Origin of the sequence: Paracoccus shanxieyensis (genome assembly GCF_009711265.1) — a bacterium.
Lineage (GTDB): Bacteria > Pseudomonadota > Alphaproteobacteria > Rhodobacterales > Rhodobacteraceae > Paracoccus > Paracoccus shanxieyensis.
In genome coordinates this window covers 113,328-127,030 of sequence record NZ_WMII01000014.1, presented here as the reverse complement: position 1 = coordinate 127,030, position 13,703 = coordinate 113,328, and the positions used below count along the sequence as shown (strand labels likewise).

Genomic DNA, 13,703 nt, shown 5'->3' with positions numbered 1-13,703 from the left:
CACGCTTCCCGGTGCGAGCACGGCAAAAGGCGGGCGCTTTGGGTGCTTATCCTGCGGCGTGTGGGAGAAGTGCTTAGCTGAGGTTTGCGTTCCGTGGGGAAATGGCATCACGGCTCAGCAGATTGCGCTTCCGTCAAAGGACGGTTGCCTCACGGTCCGGAGGGGGCGTTTCGGCTTTTACGCGACGGTCCGCGGGAGGTCGCGTCACGGTCAGGAAAAGGCTCCGTCACGGCACATCCCACGCCTCGCGCGCCACCGCCGCGGCCATCTCGCGGCGGAAGCGTTCGATGGTCATTTCGGCAAAGCTGGACAAGGGCCGCCCCTTGCGCGTCACCACCCAGGCCGTGATCGCCGCCTTTTCAACCAGAGGCCGACGCGTCACACCGGGCATGTAAAGCTCGGCCACCGAAAACTCGTCGATCAGCGCCACGCCAAGCAGCCTTCACGGCCAAGGCCTTCATTAGCTGGCCAGCCAGCCGATCAGACTCCATCAGCGGCAGCCATCAGGACATAAAAAAAACCGGCCGGGGAACGCCCCGGCCGGAATGATATCACCTTGGAACCGATCAGAATTCCGCGGTCAGCCCCAGCCACAGGCGGCGGCCTTCCTTGATGGTGTTGAACTCGGTTTCGTTGATTTCCTCGTTCAGCACGTTGTAGACGGCGGCGTTCAGGCGGGCGCGGTCGTTGATCTGGTAATTCGCCCCCAGATCGACGGTGGTATAGGCGCCGTATTTGCGGCCTTCGACCCCGTTGATCGTGATCGGGCTGCCATTGGTGCCGATGCGCAGACCCGAGGCGATCTCGGTGCCGTGGTAATTGGCCGAAAGCCACGCATCCAGACCCGTCACCGGCGTCATCCAGTCAAAGCGCAGGCTGGCCATGTGCTCAGGCGTGCGGGCCAGCGGGAAGTCCCGGAAATCGCCGGTTTTCTGCTTCGACTTCGTGTAGGTATAGCTGGCGCGCATTTCCAGATCGCTGGTGATCGACCAGTCGCCCGCCAGTTCCACGCCCGAGATCGTGGCCTCATCGACGTTGAAGTTCTGATAGACGATATAGTCGTGCAGCAGACCGTCATCGCCGCGATATTGCGGACCGTCCCAGGTGACCGGGTTACCGGCTGCGTCTTCGGCGATGCGCTGTTGCAGCTTGTTCTTGAACTTGGTGTGGAAGGCCGTGGCGCTGACGCTGTAGCTGTCGGCCTCATAGATCGCGCCAAGCTCGAAGTTCGTGGTTTCTTCCGGATCCAGATCGTCATTGCCCAGAATGACGCCGCAGCTATTGCGGCTGCGGCAGCTGCCGCCGCCCGTGGTATAGGCGTAATCGGGCACGATCGACCGCACGTCCGGCGCACGGAAGCCGGTCGAGATGCCGCCCTTGACGGTCAGCTGGTCGGTCGCGTCCCAGACACCATAGATCCGCGGCGTGATATGGCCGCCATAGATCTCGTGATCGCTGTAGCGCAGGCCCAGCGTCAGGGCGAAATCGTCACGCACCCGCCATTCGTCTTCGACAAACAGCGCCCACTGCCAGTTCGAGAAGGTCTGGTCATAGCGGTCCGCCGGGTCCAGTTCAGCCTGCTGGCCGGGGTTCTGGTCACGGATCGAGGCCTTGGTGTATTGCGCGCCGAAGGTCAGGCGGTGCGCGCCATTCCAGTCCAGCGGCGTCGAGGCCTTGGCGTCGATGGTGGTGTTCGTGACCTCGGGCGAGCGCGGATCTTCGACGATCAGGCCGCTGTCATCATCGGGACCGAAGCTGACGCGTTCGCCGACTTCCTGATAGATCGCGACCTCGGTATCGGTCTCGCCATAGCTGCCTTTGTGGCTCAGCGACCAGTGGTTGCGGTCGTGGTTGCGCCAGCTTTCGCCGCCCAGTTCTTCGCTTTTCAGGCGCGTGCGGCCGGCTTCAAAGCGGAATTCGTTCTGCGCGTCCAGCGCCCATGTCAGACGGCCGGTCAGATCGAAGTCGTCCGAACCCGCAGGCCCGGCCTCGATATCGGACGGATCCTGATCCAGCTTGCGGCCCCACAATTGCAGGCTAAGCTGGTCGCGGATGACCGGACCCGAGGCATAGAAGGACAGCTGCTGGCTGTTTTCAAAGCCGTCCTCGCCCTGAAGCGTGGCTTCGGCCGTGACCGAGCCGCTCCATTCGTCGGCGACGGGCTTGGTGATGATGTTGATGACGCCGCCCATCGCATCCGAGCCGTAAAGCGACGACATCGGACCGCGCACGACCTCGATCCGTTCGATGGCCGAGACCGGCGGGATGAAGCTTTGCTCATATCCCGCATTGCCGTTGGTGCGGGATTCGCGGGTGCTCTGGCGCTTGCCGTCGACAAGGATCAGCGTGTACTGGCCGGGCAGTCCGCGAATGAAAATGTCTTCTTCGTTGGCGCTGCCGGTGGTGACGACGCCGGTGACTTCGCGCAATGCATCGGACAGGTTGGTGAAGCTGCCCTTCTCAAGATCTTCCGAGGTGATGACCGAGACCGAGGCGGGCGTGTCGCGCACGCTTTGTTCAAAGCCCGATGCGGTGATGACGACGGTATCCAGTGCGACCGACGGCTGGCTGGTCGCATCCTGAGCCATCGCGACCGAGGGCATGACCACGGCAGAACACAGCAGCAGCGCGCGCAATTTCAGATCCGCGGACGGTCGCGGGTTTCCAGATGACATTGACAAGCATTCCTTCAACAAAGGCCGACCATCGGTGGTGATTTGCTGGCGTGAATGCTTGCTAGGACGGGTCGGCGTGGCGGCAGACGATTTGGTCTATGTTGGGGTCGGGCTGCGGTGTCAACCAAGGCGCGCGCATTGAAGGGCTTGTTTTTCCTGCATTCCCTGAATCCTTGGCATAGCCGTGGCAAAAAAAGCACAGTCCTGTGATCTGCTGTCGGAATTCGCCGGGATCGGCGGCGCGTTGTCACATGCAAAACTGCGCCGCCTAGGTTACTTGCGACTCAGTTTGCGATGGGTTTCGGCTTTTTCAGGGTCTTTGCGTGGCTGGCAATCCAGTCCATCGCCGCCAGCAGAACCCCGGAAATCACGAAGACCAGATGGATGACGACCATCCAGCGGATATGTTCGGGCGTGTAATGCGCAACATCCATGAACACCTTCAGCAGATGGATGCCCGAAATCGCCACGATCGAGGCGACCAGCTTCAGCTTCAGACCCGAAAAATCGACCTCACCCTGCCATTCCGGGCGGTCTTCCTGCGTTTCAAGGTTCATCCGGCTGACGAAGTTTTCATAGCCGGAAAAGATGACGATCATCAGCAGATTGGCGGCAAGGCTCAGGTCGATCAGCGCCAGCACGCCCAGCACGGCGTCGTCGACGGTCATCACCGGCAGCAGCAGGATGAGCTTCCAAAGCTCGACGGCAAAGACCCAGACCAGCAGCACAAGCGCGAAGGCCAGACCAAGATACATGGGGGCCATCAGCCATCGGCTGGCAAAAAGGCTTCGTTCGATCAGGCGTTCCATGAATTCTCCTATGGGGAAGCTGCGCGGCCTAGATACGCACGGCCCCGTGCCGCCACCAGCCCGCGCATCGGCCAGAACGCCTTAGTTCAGCGACCTGTCGCCGATCCATATCGCGGGCGACAATCCGCGCAGCGCATTGCCGACCCAAAGCCGCACCTGCGGCAGGGCGGCTCCCGGCAAAATCTCCTCGCGGCAGGCCCCCCGCGCCAGCATCGAGGCGCGCAGCACGCCCGGCAGCAGCCCGCAGGACAAGGGCGGCGTGCAAAGCCCGTCGCCGCGATCAAAGAACAGCGTGGTGATGGTGCCGTCACAGACCTGATCGTGTTCGTTCAGCAAGACCAGTTCATCGCAATCCGCAGGCATCGCCTCGCGGGCGGCGTCATAGGCGGGACGGCGGGTGGATTTGACCGACAGCCACGGATCGTCCGACCGCAGCCGCATGTCGGACAGGCCCAGCCGCCACAGCGGGATCGGCGCGGGCAGCGGCGCCGATTGCAGCGTCAGCCCGCCGCTTCGGTCCAGCAGCAGCCGCAATCGCGCGGGCTGGCCTGCCGGACCTTGCAAGGCGGCACGCGCTTTTTCGGGATCGACGTGCCACCCCAGCCGTGCCGCGCCCGCTGACAGACGCGCCAGATGCCCGTCCAGCAGCGGGCAGGCCGCGCCGTCCCACAGCACGGTTTCGATCAGGCTTAGCCCGGGATCGTCAAGGGCATCATGAAACGGGCTTTCCAAAGCGCCTCCTCCCATTCGCTGTCGGCGGTCGAATCCGCGACGATCCCGCCGCCGACATTCAGCCGGATATCGGTTCCGCTGACGGACAGGGTGCGGATCGCCACGGAGAAGGCCGAGGCCCCATCGGGCGCCATCCAGCCCAAACTGCCGCAATAGATGCCGCGCGGTTGCGGTTCCAGTTCCCGGATGATCTGCATGGCGCGGATCTTTGGCGCGCCGGTGATCGAGCCACAGGGGAACAGTGCGGGCATAAGGGACGAAATTGACGCCGGATCAGTCAGTTGCGCCGTGATACTTGAAGTCATCTGATGCACGGTGGCAAAGCTCTCGACGGCGAAAAGCTGGGGCACGCGCACAGATCCGACGCGGGCCAGCATCGAGATGTCGTTGCGCAGCAGATCGACGATCATCAGGTTTTCGGCGCGGTTCTTTTCCGAGGCCGCCAGCCCCGCCGCCAGTTCCGCATCCCGGCGGGGATCGGGATGGCGCGGTGCGGTGCCCTTCATCGGGCGTGCCTCGATCCGGCCATCAGCCTGCGTGCGAAAGAACAGCTCGGGCGAGCGCGAGATGACGACCGGACCCACGCCCATATCGGCAAAAGCGCCAAAGCCCACCGGCTGCAAGCGGGCCAAGGCGGATGCCAGATCGGCGGGCGTGCCCTGGATCAGACGGGCGTCCAGCGGAAAGGTCAGGTTGATCTGATAACAGTCGCCCGCCGCGATGTAGGCCTGGGCGCGCGCAAAGGCCGCGCGATAGTCGTCCTGCGTGATCGCCGGTGTCAGGGCAGACAGCCGGACCTTCCCCGTCGTCAGCGGCACCGGCTCTGAGGGACCGGCATAGGCCCCCAGAACCGCCAGCGGCTGGCCGGTATCGGGGATCAGCGACCACAGGCGCGGCTCGAAGGCAAGGCCCGCCTCATAGGTCAGCCAGCCCGCGATCCACGCGCCCTCTCCGCGCAGCGCATCGGCGCGCGCAAGGGCGGCGGGCAGGTCCGCGGCCTGCCACGCCACGATCAGTTCCTGCGGGTCGCAGAACTGCGCCGGCCGCTCCCCGGGTCCGAAATCGAACGTGATCATCCGCGCCTCCTGAATTTCAGCGCCATAGCAGGCCCGCGCCGCAAGCAGAAGCGGCGCCAGCGGCGAAGTCGCTGTAAATTCGCGTTCTCGAAGGCGTGCCGAAGGATTAGACTGCGCGGGACCACAGGAAGGGCCGTTATCATGCACATGTCTGCCGCCTCCGCCGCAGGGCGTTTCACCTTTCCGGGCAGTGATCTGTCCGTCAACCGCATGGGCTATGGCGCCATGCAACTGGCCGGGCCGCATGTCTTCGGCGAACCCAAGGACCCCGAGGAATGCTGCGCCGTCCTGCGCGAGGCGCTGGCGCAGGGCGTCGATCATATCGACACCAGCGACTTTTACGGCCCGCATGTCACCAACCGCCTGATCCACGAGGCGATCTTTCCCTATCCCAAGGATCTGGTCATCGTCACCAAGATCGGCGCGTGGCGCGATGACAAGGGCGCGTGGGTGCTGGAACGCGGCGACGATTTCCTGCGCGCCTCGGTTCTGGACAATCTTCAGCGGCTTGGCCTGTCGCGCATGGACATCGTGAACCTGCGCATGGGCGGGCCGCAGGACGATATTGCCGCGCCGATGCAGGTGATGCGGCAGATGCAGGATGAGGGGCTGATCGCGCATATCGGCGTCAGCACGGTCGATGAGGCGCAATTGCGCATTGCCCGCGACATCGCCCCCATCGTCTGCGTGCAGAACCATTACAATCTGGTGCATCGCGCCGACGATGACATGATCGACGCGCTGGCGGCTGAGGGCATCGCCTATGTGCCCTATTTCCCGCTGGGAGGTTTCACCCCCTTGCAGGACCGGGAACTTGCCGCCGTGGCGCAGGAGGCGGGCCAGACGCCGCAGGCCGTGGCGCTGGCATGGCTGTTGCAGCGCAGCCCGAATATCCTGCTGATCCCCGGAACCTCGCGCCGCGCGCATCTGCATCAGAACATCGCCGCAGCAGCCTTGCGGCTGTCGCCGGACCATGTGGCGCGGCTGGATGCCATTGCGGGGCTGGGCGGCTAGGCCGGGCGCAGCGTGATGCGGGGGTGTCCGGCGATGATCTCAAGCAGGATCTGGAAATAGCTCTGCCCGGTCCCGGCATTCAGGGCGTCAAGATCGGCCTGAAACCTGGCTGCGTTGAACAGGTCGGGCCGGGCGATCTTGGCCGTCAGATAATCGCGCGTCGCGGCAAGGCCCAGATCGGCGCGGCTTTTGGCGAAATCGCGCCAGATCAGCGTGACCGGCCCATCCCCCCGCAGCGCGCCAAAGCCACCATGCAGCAGGTCGTTAAACGCATCCAGACTGGGGCCAAGCTGCCAGCTTTCATCCGCCATGAAGACGCGGTTGATCTCGGTGTAAAAGCCGGGGGTGTCGTGGAAATTCGCGCCTTCGATGACAAGGCGGCGCATGGTCAGGCGGGCCGGGCAAAGCCAAGGATGACCACCGCACCCGCAAGACAAAGCGCCGCGCCCAGCACGTCCGAAAAGGCGGGACGCTCGCCCTCGACCAGCCACATCCACAGGACCGAGGCGATGATATAAACCCCGCCATAGGCCGCATAGGCCCGCCCGGCAGCCGACGTTTCGACCTGCGCCAGAAGCCATGCGAACCCCGCCAGCGCGACCATTCCGGGGATCAGCCACAGCACGGATGCGCCGCTGCGCCACCACGCCCAGACGGCGAAGCAGCCAGCGATTTCGGCCAGCGCGGCCATCGGATAGATCAGGGCGACGGTCATGGGCGCGAGACTAATCCCCGCGCCCAAAAAGGGAAATCCCTTAGTTCGTGGCCGGGATCCCGACCCCGCCCGACGAGGCCACGCTAAGCGCGACGAAGTTCAGCGCCTGCTGGCGCACGGCATTGGCCAGTTCCTGACGGGCATCCAGCAGCGTCCGCTCGGCGTCCAGAACCGGGAAGAAGCCCGCCTCGCCCAGCTCATACGAGGTGCGCGCCAGATCGACCGACTCGGCGGCGTTGGCGACAAGGCGGGTCTGGGCGGCCACGGCGCGGGAATCGCGGTTATAGCCCGCAAGCGCGTTCTCGACCTCTTCGACGGCGTTCAGGACCGAGGATTGCCATGCCAGCCGCGCCTGTTCGGCCTTGGCCTGCGCCGCCGAAAGCTGCGCCTGATTGGCGGCATTGAACAGCGGCACGGAAAGCTGCGGGCCAAAGGCCCAGGTCTTCATGCTGCCCGCGCTGCCCAGATCGATCGGCGTGACATTGCCCGACAGCGTCAGCTTGGGATAGAACGCGGCCTGCGCCTCGCCCACGCCCGCGACGGCTGCGGCCAGTTGCCGTTCGGCGACGCGGACATCGGGCCGCGCCCGGATCACATCGGCGGGCACGCCCACGCTGGCGCGATACCGCGCGCGGGGCTGGCTGCCGCCGCGCCGCAGACGCGCGCCCAGATCGCCGCTGCGCCCGGCGGTCAGCGTGGCCAGCCGGTTCACCGACTGGTCATAGCCCAGTTCCAGCGCTGGAAGCTGCGCCTCGGCCTGCGTGACCAGCTGTTCGGCCTGCAAGACCTCGATCCGGGACACCGAGCCCAGCACGTCCTGTTCGCGGGTCAGCGACAGGGTGCGGCGGCGGCTTTCCAGACTTTGCCGGGTCAGCACCACGGCCTCTTGATAGTAACGCGCGTCGATATAGGCCTGCGCCACGGCGCTGGCCACGGTCAGGCGGGCGACCTCGGCGGACAGATAAGCCGCGTCAAGCTGGGCCGCCGCGCCGCGACGGGCCGCGCGGTTCGCGCCGAAAATGTCGATCAGCCACGACACGCCCAGCGTGCCCGAGCTTTGATCGACCACGGTTCCGGTGCCCTGCGCGTCCCCGCGCTGCAGCGCGCCTTCCAGCGTGGCGTTCGGAATGTCGTTGGCGCCGACCAGACGGGCATTCGCCTGCGCCTCGCGGATGACCTGAATGGCGGTCAGCACGTCCAGATTTCGCGCAAGCCCGGTGGCCACCAGACCGTCAAGCTGGCTGTCGCGGAACGCGCCCCACCAGGCGTTGCTGCCCGCGCGGCGCGCCGGGCTGTCGGCGGCAAAGCGGTCGGCGACATCGGCCTTGGGTGCGTCATAGGCGATCTGCCCGCACGCGGCCAGCGCCAGTGTCGAAGCCATGCTGCCCAGCATCAGGCGGCGCGACAGGATCAAGGAATGTGACATCTGCTGCTTCTTTCATGCGCCCCCGCGCCTGCGGCGGCTTCAAACGGTTGAAGGCGCGGGCCATGGGGGCCAAAGCAGCCCCGGCCCGCGCCGGTCGACAGGCCGAAGATCAGCCCGTCGTCTTGCTTTCGGGTGCCTTGTCCGGGGATCCCCGACGCATCTTGCTGACCAGATTCAGCACGAAGACGAAGAAGACCGGCACGAAGAACACCGCAAGGATCGTGGCCGAGATCATGCCGCCGATCACCCCGGTGCCGATCGCGTTCTGCGAGGCCGACGAGGCGCCCGTGGCAATCGCCAGCGGCACCACGCCCAGCGTGAAGGCCATCGAGGTCATCAGGATCGGACGGAAGCGCAGCTTCGCCGCCTCGACCGCCGCCTCCAGAAGCGTCATGCCCTGTTCGCGCATGTCCTTGGCGAACTCGACGATCAGGATGGCGTTCTTGGCGGACAATCCGATGATCGCGATCAGGCCGACCTTGAAATACACGTCGTTCGGCATGTCGCGCAGCATGACCGCCGCGATACAGCCGATGACCCCCAAGGGCACCACCAGCATCACCGACAGCGGGATCGACCAGCTTTCGTAAAGCCCCGACAGCAGCAGGAACACGAACAGGATCGACATGGCGAAAAGCAGCGCCGAGGTATTGCCCGAGCTGATTTCCTCAAGCGTCTGCCCGGTCCATTCATAGGCAAAGCCCTGCGGCAGGTCCGAGGCCAGCCGCTCCATCTCGGCCACCGCCGCGCCGGACGAAAAGCCCGGCAGCGCGCTGCCCGCGATCCGCACCGAAGGATAGCCGTTATAGCCCACGACCTGCGACGGACCCTGTTCCCATTCCACCGTCGCAAAGGACGAGAAGGGCACCATGCCGCCTTGCGAGTTCTGCACGGTCAGCTTCAGGATCTCTTCGGCCTGCATCCGGCTTTCCTGCTGGGCCTGCACGATCACGCGCTGCATCCGGCCCTGGTTCGGGAAGTCGTTGACATAGGACGAGCCGAAATTGGCCGACAGCGTCTGGTTGATATCGGCAAAGGCCACGCCGAAGGTCTGCGCCTTGTCGCGGTCGATGACGACCGAGACCTGCGCGGCGGCGGGCATGCCTTCGATCCGCAGCCCCGTGACGACGCCGCCCTTCTGGGCCTCGGCCATCAATTGCTGGGCTGCGGCCTGCAGAGCCTGCTGACCATTGCCGCCCCGGTCCTGCAGACGGAAGCTGAAGCCGCCCGCCGTGCCGAAGCCCGGAATGGCCGGAGGCGACAGCGAATAGATCTGCGCATCCTTGGTCTGGAACAGCGCCATGTTCGCGCCATTGGCGATGTCATTGGCCGATTGGTCGCGGTCGGCCCAGTCGGTGAAGGTGATGAAGGCCAGCCCCGCATTCGGCCCCTGCCCCGAGAACGAGAAGCCGCGGATGCCCACGACGTTTTCCACCGCCGGGTTCTGGCCGTAATATTCCTCGATGGTGCGGATCGCCGCATCGGTGCGCTGCGAGCTTGCCGTGGCAGGCGTCTGGATATCCGAGATGATGAAGCCCTGATCCTCATTGGGCAGGAACGAGGTCGGCAGCGAGGTGAAGCCCCAGCCCGTCAGACCCACGATGCCCAGATAGACCAGCATCACCAGCCCGGTGCGGCGCGTCAGCACCGACACGCCCCGGCCATAGCGCTGCGTCGCCGCGTCGAATTTGCGGTTGAACCAGCCGAAGAAGCCCTTTTTCTCGTGATGGCCCTTGATGGGTTTCAGGAAGGTCGCGCACAGCGCCGGCGTCAGCGTCAGCGCCAGGAAGGCCGAGAACAGGATCGACACCACCATGGTCAGCGCGAACTGACGATAGATGATCCCTGTCGAGCCCGGGAAGAACGCCATCGGGATGAACACCGCCGACAGCACCAGCGTGATGCCGACAATGGCGCCCGAGATCTCGCCCATGGCCTTTTGCGTGGCTTCCTTGGGCGGCAGGCCCTCATGCGCCATGATGCGTTCGACGTTTTCGATGACCACGATGGCGTCATCGACAAGGATGCCGATGGCCAGCACCATGGCGAACATGGTCAGCACGTTGATCGAAAAGCCCGCCAGCAGCATGATGGCCAGCGTGCCCGACAGCGCGATCGGCACGACCAGCGTCGGGATCACCGTATACCGGAAGTTCTGCAGGAACAGGAACATCACGATAAAGACCAGCACCACGGCCTCGATCAGGGTGTGGATCACCTTCTCGATGGATTTGCCGACGAAGGGGGCGGTGTCATAGGGGATGGAATACTGGATGCCCGAGGGGAAGAACTCGGACAGTTCGTTCATCTTGGCCTGCACGGCCTCCGACGTGGCAAGCGCGTTGCCGGTGGTCGAAAGCTGCACGCCGATCATCGCCGCGGGCTGCCCGTTCAGGCGCGAGGCGAAGTTGTAGCTGTCCGCGCCGATTTCCACCCGCGCCACGTCGCGCAGCCGGACGGTCGAGCCGTCGGGATTGGCACGCAGGACGATATTGGCGAATTCCTCGGGCTGGGTCAGCTGGCCCTTGACCAGAACGGTCGCGGTCAGTTGCTGGCCGATGGGGTTCGGGTCGGCGCCGATCTGACCGGCGGCGACCTGCGCGTTCTGCGCCCGGATGGCGGCGGCCACTTCGGCGGGCGACAGGTTCAGGCCGGTCATCTTGGCCGGATCAAGCCAGATGCGCATGGCCTCTTCCGAAGCGAAGACCTGCGCACGACCCACGCCGTCGATGCGGCGGATTTCGCCGACGACGTTGCGGTTGATGTAATCGCCCAGCTGAACGCTGTTCATCGACCCGTCGGTCGAGGTCAGCGACACGATCATCAGAAAGCCGGCACCGGCTTCCTCGACGGTGACGCCCTGATCGACCACGGTTTGCGGAAGCACGGGTTCGACCCGGCTGACGGCGTTCTGCACGTCAACCTGTGCGGTCCCGACATCTGTGCCCGGCGCGAAGGTCGCGGTGATCGAGATCGAGCCCGACACGTCCGAGGTGGATTCGAAATACTGGATGCCCTTGATGCCGTTCAGCTCTTCCTCGATGGGCTGAGCGACGGATTGATACATCTCGGTGGGCGATGCGCCGGTATAGGCGGTCGAGATCTGGATCTGCGGCGGCGCGACCTGCGGATATTGCGCGATGGGCAATTGCGGCAGCGACAGCATCCCGGCAATCACGATGAAAATCGCGATCACCCATGCAAGAACCGGGCGGTGAATGAAGAACTGAGCCATATCCGTGTCTTAGCCTTCGTCATTCGCGGCGGGCGGCGCGGCAGGTGCCGGCTCGGCCGCAGGATCGGCCGCTGCTGCGGGCTGGTCATCGGTCGCGGGCTGCGCATCCGGGGCGGGTGCGGCTGCGGGGGCGGTTTCCGGGGCGGGCGCATCGCCTGCCGCCGCGGCCTCGGGGACGACCTTGGCGTCGGGGTAAAGCTTCTGCGCGCCTTCCACGACGACGCGTTCGCCGGGCGCCAGCCCGTCCTCGACCAGCCAGCCGGTGGGATAGGTCTGGCCCAGCGTGACGACGCGGCGTTCTACGGTGTCGCCCTCTTTCACCACATAGACGAAAGCCTGCCCGTTGGTGTCGCGCTGCACTGCCATCTGCGGAATGGTCAGCGCGTTTTCACGCACGGCCTGTTCGACACGGGCCCGGACATACAGCCCCGGCAGCAGATCGCCATCGGGGTTCGGGAATTCCGCGCGCAGCGTGATCTGCCCGGTCGAGCTGTCCACGCTGGCTTCGGAAAACAGCAGCTTGCCCGGATGGGCATATTCCGTGCCGTCGTCAAAGATCAGCTGCACCTTGGCATCGTCCGAGGTCGCCATCGCCAGCTTGCCTGCATCCCGCGCGCGCCGCAGCGCAAACAGTTCGGACGAGGATTGCGTCACATCGACGTAAACCGGATCAAGCTGCTGGATCGTCGCCATCACATCGGTCTGGGCGCTGACCAGCGCGCCTTCCGTCACCAGCGCGCGCCCGACGATGCCGCTGATCGGGGCGGTGACATCGGTATAGCCCAAGCTAAGCTGCGCCTCTTGCAACGAGGCGCGGGCGATGGCCACATCCGCCTCGGCCTGTGCCAGCGTGGTCGCGGCGTTTTCCAGATCGACCCCCGCCGTCACGCGGCGTTCGCGCAGGGCTTCCGACCGGCGCATCTGATCCTGTGCATTGTCCCGCGTCGCTTCGGCCCGCGCCAGCGTCGCCTCGGCAGAGGCCACGCGCACGGCATAGGTGGCCGGGTCGATCTGATACAGCACATCGCCTTCCTGAACGTGCGAGCCCTGCGTGAACACGCGCTTGACGACGATGCCGCCGACACGCGGGCGCACCTCGGCGGTGCGGGTGGCGGCGACGCGGCCCGGCAATTCGTTCACGATGGGCAGCGGTTCGGCTTGCAGCGTCTGGACGCTGACGACAGGCGGCGGCAACTCTTGCGCGGTGGCGGCACCGGCAAGAAACACAAGGCCGGCCATCAGGCAGGCAAACCTGCCGGAAATACGGTCATGATGCATGGTCTGACTTTCGGGATCGGTCTTCGGGGAGGAAGATGGGTGGACAGGGACTGGCGGGATCAGGTGGCGGGATCGGTAGCGGGCGATGCGCCTGCGTCGCTTTCGGCGATCGTCATCAGGTCATCGAGAATCTCAGTGCGCACGGCGTCGTCAAAGCGATGAAAGCCCAAATATTCCAGAAACGCCATGCCATGCAGCGTCAAAAGCGCCCGCAGCAGCTTGCGCGGCTCGGCGGCTTCGCTGGCGACACGTTCGGCATCGGCATGCAGTTGCTGGCGCATGATGTCGCGGCATTCGGCATTTTCGCCCATGCCCGCGCTGATCAGCAGCGCCATGGCGATGTCTTCATCGGTGGGGGCGGTGCGGAATTCGTCGATCAGCGCGCGCAGCCAGGAATTCGGCTGGCCTTCATGGCGGGCAAAGGCCTGCTCGAAACTTTCGCGGTGCTGCTGCAGTTGATAGCGCGTGAAGGCGGCCAGCAAACCGGCCTTGCTTTCGCAGTCATAGACCACGCTGGACTTGCTGACGCCCGCCTCTTTGGCAACGGCGTCGATGCTTAGCCCGCTGACGCCATTGCGGCGCGCGACACATTCCACGGCCTGCATCAGGCAGTCGCGATCAATGCTGCGCTTGCGTCCCATGGGTATCCTTGATTTTTCCGTACGACCGTTCGTAAATAAACCGGATCGCTACGTCAAGCCGTCATTGCCATTGCCCCGGCCCATCTCCTGCGCCATTGTGCC

The 13,703-nt window shown here is 64.9% G+C and carries 12 protein-coding genes; 1 reads left to right on the top strand and 11 read right to left on the bottom strand.

What is annotated here, in order from left to right; translation table 11 throughout:
• Nucleotides 1–226: 226 nt before the first annotated feature.
• The 5 genes from GL284_RS15065 to GL284_RS15045 form a co-directional block, all read right to left on the bottom strand.
• Nucleotides 227–430 (bottom strand): type 2 periplasmic-binding domain-containing protein, encoded by a 204-nt coding sequence (locus GL284_RS15065; RefSeq protein WP_230383087.1) that lies wholly within the window; start codon nt 428–430, stop codon nt 227–229.
• Nucleotides 431–566: 136 nt separating this feature from the next.
• Nucleotides 567–2,675, bottom strand: a complete 2,109-nt coding sequence (locus GL284_RS15060) for a TonB-dependent receptor domain-containing protein (RefSeq protein WP_230383088.1) — start codon at nt 2,673–2,675, stop codon at nt 567–569.
• A gap of 284 nt (nt 2,676–2,959) precedes the next feature.
• Complete coding sequence (locus tag GL284_RS15055; protein ID WP_155045458.1) at nt 2,960–3,484, bottom strand: TIGR00645 family protein; 525 nt, start codon at nt 3,482–3,484, stop codon at nt 2,960–2,962.
• 81 nt (nt 3,485–3,565) lie between these two features.
• Entirely contained in the window at nt 3,566–4,216 is a 651-nt protein-coding gene (locus GL284_RS15050; RefSeq protein WP_425274243.1) for an aminotransferase class IV family protein, read from the bottom strand.
• Nucleotides 4,174–5,292: an aminodeoxychorismate synthase component I gene (locus GL284_RS15045; protein WP_155045456.1), complete on the bottom strand. Its 1,119-nt coding sequence runs from the start codon at nt 5,290–5,292 to the stop codon at nt 4,174–4,176. The genes GL284_RS15050 and GL284_RS15045 overlap by 43 nt, the downstream gene beginning before the upstream one ends.
• A gap of 141 nt (nt 5,293–5,433) precedes the next feature.
• Here GL284_RS15045 and GL284_RS15040 point away from each other — a divergent pair, with 141 nt between their 5' ends.
• Nucleotides 5,434–6,306, top strand: a complete 873-nt coding sequence (locus tag GL284_RS15040) for an oxidoreductase (protein WP_279639283.1) — start codon at nt 5,434–5,436, stop codon at nt 6,304–6,306.
• Here GL284_RS15040 and GL284_RS15035 read toward each other — a convergent pair.
• The 6 genes from GL284_RS15035 to GL284_RS15010 all read right to left on the bottom strand — a co-directional run bounded on the left by GL284_RS15035 (nt 6,303) and on the right by GL284_RS15010 (nt 13,601).
• The gene (locus GL284_RS15035; protein WP_196216784.1) at nt 6,303–6,692 is read right to left on the bottom strand and encodes a barstar family protein; all 390 of its coding nucleotides are present in this window, start codon (nt 6,690–6,692) and stop codon (nt 6,303–6,305) included. The two genes, GL284_RS15040 and GL284_RS15035, sit on opposite strands and share 4 nt — an antisense overlap.
• A 2-nt stretch (nt 6,693–6,694) precedes the next feature.
• A complete protein-coding gene (locus GL284_RS15030; RefSeq protein ID WP_155045455.1) occupies nt 6,695–7,021 on the bottom strand; it encodes a YnfA family protein in 327 nt (108 codons plus the stop codon).
• 40 nt (nt 7,022–7,061) lie between these two features.
• Nucleotides 7,062–8,447, bottom strand: coding sequence for an efflux transporter outer membrane subunit (locus tag GL284_RS15025; RefSeq protein ID WP_155045454.1), 1,386 nt, complete (start codon nt 8,445–8,447; stop codon nt 7,062–7,064).
• A 109-nt stretch (nt 8,448–8,556) separates the two neighbouring features.
• A complete protein-coding gene (locus GL284_RS15020; protein ID WP_155045453.1) occupies nt 8,557–11,682 on the bottom strand; it encodes an efflux RND transporter permease subunit in 3,126 nt (1,041 codons plus the stop codon).
• 9 nt (nt 11,683–11,691) lie between these two features.
• The gene (locus GL284_RS15015) at nt 11,692–12,960 is read right to left on the bottom strand and encodes an efflux RND transporter periplasmic adaptor subunit (RefSeq protein ID WP_155045452.1); all 1,269 of its coding nucleotides are present in this window, start codon (nt 12,958–12,960) and stop codon (nt 11,692–11,694) included.
• 59 nt (nt 12,961–13,019) lie between these two features.
• Entirely contained in the window at nt 13,020–13,601 is a 582-nt protein-coding gene (locus GL284_RS15010; RefSeq protein ID WP_155045451.1) for a TetR/AcrR family transcriptional regulator, read from the bottom strand.
• Nucleotides 13,602–13,703 lie beyond the last annotated feature (102 nt).

Coding starts and splice junctions, on each gene's coding strand:
- GL284_RS15060 (WP_230383088.1), bottom strand. CDS start 2,675: ATGTCATCTGGAAACCCGCGACCGTCCGCGGATCTGAAATTGCGCGCG.
- GL284_RS15055 (WP_155045458.1), bottom strand. CDS start 3,484: ATGGAACGCCTGATCGAACGAAGCCTTTTTGCCAGCCGATGGCTGATG.
- GL284_RS15045 (WP_155045456.1), bottom strand. CDS start 5,292: ATGATCACGTTCGATTTCGGACCCGGGGAGCGGCCGGCGCAGTTCTGC.
- GL284_RS15040 (WP_279639283.1), top strand. CDS start 5,434: ATGCACATGTCTGCCGCCTCCGCCGCAGGGCGTTTCACCTTTCCGGGC.
- GL284_RS15035 (WP_196216784.1), bottom strand. CDS start 6,692: ATGCGCCGCCTTGTCATCGAAGGCGCGAATTTCCACGACACCCCCGGC.
- GL284_RS15030 (WP_155045455.1), bottom strand. CDS start 7,021: ATGACCGTCGCCCTGATCTATCCGATGGCCGCGCTGGCCGAAATCGCT.
- GL284_RS15025 (WP_155045454.1), bottom strand. CDS start 8,447: ATGTCACATTCCTTGATCCTGTCGCGCCGCCTGATGCTGGGCAGCATG.
- GL284_RS15020 (WP_155045453.1), bottom strand. CDS start 11,682: ATGGCTCAGTTCTTCATTCACCGCCCGGTTCTTGCATGGGTGATCGCG.
- GL284_RS15015 (WP_155045452.1), bottom strand. CDS start 12,960: ATGCATCATGACCGTATTTCCGGCAGGTTTGCCTGCCTGATGGCCGGC.
- GL284_RS15010 (WP_155045451.1), bottom strand. CDS start 13,601: ATGGGACGCAAGCGCAGCATTGATCGCGACTGCCTGATGCAGGCCGTG.